This is a genomic window from Ectobacillus sp., assembly GCF_056992975.1.
In genome coordinates, this window is the sequence record NZ_JBXKMX010000037.1 from 1 (window position 1) to 2,374 (window position 2,374).

Annotated in this window: 3 protein-coding genes; all 3 read left to right on the top strand. The window is 37.5% G+C overall.

Going from position 1 to position 2,374, the window contains the following annotated elements:
- The first annotated feature begins 182 nt into the window (after positions 1-182).
- A complete protein-coding gene (gene lhaT, locus AC11ZT_RS01400) occupies positions 183-776 on the top strand; it encodes a lipoprotein heptaprenylglyceryl N-acetyltransferase LhaT (RefSeq protein ID WP_484057892.1) in 594 nt (197 codons plus the stop codon).
- Positions 777-843: 67 nt separating this feature from the next.
- Complete coding sequence (locus AC11ZT_RS01405) at positions 844-1,602, top strand: sporulation protein YpjB (protein ID WP_484057893.1); 759 nt, start codon at positions 844-846, stop codon at positions 1,600-1,602.
- Positions 1,603-1,695: 93 nt separating this feature from the next.
- Positions 1,696-2,373: a zinc metallopeptidase gene (locus AC11ZT_RS01410; protein WP_379968498.1), complete on the top strand. Its 678-nt coding sequence runs from the start codon at positions 1,696-1,698 to the stop codon at positions 2,371-2,373.
- The last annotated feature ends 1 nt before the right edge of the window (position 2,374 follow it).

Here is a 2,374-nt window from a genome sequence, read left to right on the forward strand (position 1 = left end):
ACAGATGAAGAGTTAAAACAAGTTGTAGAATTTATATCTCAATATAACAAAAAATAAGGAAACGATTAGCATAAAAAGAGGCTGTGCTTGGTGCGTAATAGTTACCACAGTCTCTTTTTTATGTATAGGTCATGCTATAATGAAGGTAATATTGGAAACTATAGAAAGTAGAGGGAAAGGCAGTGGCATTTCTGTATCACATTTTACGAGATCGCACCATTTTAAAACTTTTATTCATTATCAATCTGTTAGGTACGATTTATGGATATATTTGGTACCGGTATCAGCTTGTAGAAACACCACCGCAATTTTTAATATTTGTACCTGACAGTCCGACCGCAAGTTTATTTTTCGTTATTGTCTTACTGGGATTTTTATTAAATAAAAATTGGGGATTGTTTGAAGCATTAGCAATTGTCACATTATTTAAGTATGGCGTTTGGGCTGTAGCCATGAATTTCCTTCTTCTAATTGTAACAGGAGATTTAGATTGGACAGGATATATGCTGATGATTTCGCATGGTTCGATGGCGCTGGAAGGTCTTTTATTTGCCCCGTTTTATCGCATAAAAAAATGGCATCTAGCAGTAGCTGCAGTATGGACACTGCATGACGTTATCATTGACTATGTCTATCGACAAATGCCGCAGTACGGTGTGTTAGATCTTTACTATCAGCCAATTGGATACGCAACATTCTGGTTAAGCATCCTTTCTATTTTTATTGCATACGCATTATGTATCCGTGAAAAGCATCTATCATTGCCGCTTCGCTAATGAAAATAATAGTCTTTTCTTGTCCCTCCCTTCATACAATGAAGTAGTAGCTTTAGGGGGGTCAGGGATGAAAAAAGTCTTTACCATTGTCATAGGGCTTTTTCTTTTACTCATTCCACTGCAAACCATAGCAAAGGAGTGGAATGAGTGGAATCAATTGGTTGACGAATCACTTCAGCTTGTGAAGCAGGATGAATATGAAAAAGCAAAACAGATGCTATCGTCTGCGACGGGATTTCCTGTAGCTGTCTCATCGCAAGAGCATTCGCGTGTTATTTCATTAGCATACGACAAAGCTTTAGAAGCGATAGATATCGGGAGTAAACAGGATAAGGAAGATAATTTGCTTGCACTAAGGCTAGTTATAGATGCAGAAGGTTCAAATATACAACCGCTCTGGTTAAATCGGCAGGAAACTGTTATTAGTGCTTTTCAGGGAATGGAAGCATCGTTGGCTAAGCAAGATAATACCGAATTTCAATATGCTCTAAATCAATTTTTGCGTCAATTTGATATTATTTATCCAAGTTTAACACTTGATTTGTCTGAGAAACAGCTGCAACAATTAAATAGCGATCTTTCGTATTTAGACCAATCTCGTAATACAATTTTCAAACAAACTGATAGTAAGCAGCGGCTACAGCTCATTCGAGGAGATGTAGAGAGCGTATTTTTGTATCCAAACCGAAAAGATGCGGATTTTTCTCTCGTTTGGATGATGATAATGACAGGCGGCATTATTATTTTCACATTAACGTATGTTGGTTTTCGAAAGTATAAAGGTGAGAAAGAAAAGAAAACACAATTAAAATCAAAGGATAGCTAACGATATGTCATGTTATTTTCTATCATTTTATTTGACAAGAAATGATAGTGAAAATACAATGTATAGTAATACGAACATCATTGGAGGATGGTTATGTTATACCTAGTTTACTTCTTGATAATCTTGATTGTACCATTGATTGCACAAGCGAGAGTTCGAGGGGCTTTTAGAAAATACTCAGAAGTATATTCTACATCAGGAATGACAGGGGCACAGGTTGCCCGTAGAATTTTAGACTCAAACGGTTTGTACGATGTAGCAGTAGAAGAAACACCTGGAACATTATCTGATCACTATGATCCACGTACGAAGACAGTACGATTATCTACGAACAATTACTACGGTCAGTCAGTTGCTGGTACAGCGGTCGCTTCCCATGAAGTTGGACACGCGATTCAAGATGCAAAAAACTACACGTTCATGCGTTTTCGTCACGCACTTGTACCTGTAGCGAATATAGGAAGTAATATGTCATGGGTTTTCATTATGATTGGCCTATTTGCTGGATTAACGAATATGCTATTACTTGGTATCGTTTTGATGGCAGCTGGCGTTCTGTTCCAACTTATTACATTGCCTGTGGAATTTGATGCTTCTAGTAGAGCAATGAAACAAATTTCATCGCTTGGAATTGTTGACCATGATGAAGAAAAGTATGCACGAAAAGTACTAAATGCAGCAGCACTTACGTATGTGGCCGCAGCAGCAGTTGCAGTATCTGAGTTGGTTCGTCTTATTTTAATCTATACAGGGATGCAACGAAACGACTAAT

Coding starts and splice junctions, on each gene's coding strand:
- AC11ZT_RS01405 (WP_484057893.1), top strand. CDS start 844: ATGAAAAAAGTCTTTACCATTGTCATAGGGCTTTTTCTTTTACTCATT.
- AC11ZT_RS01410 (WP_379968498.1), top strand. CDS start 1,696: ATGTTATACCTAGTTTACTTCTTGATAATCTTGATTGTACCATTGATT.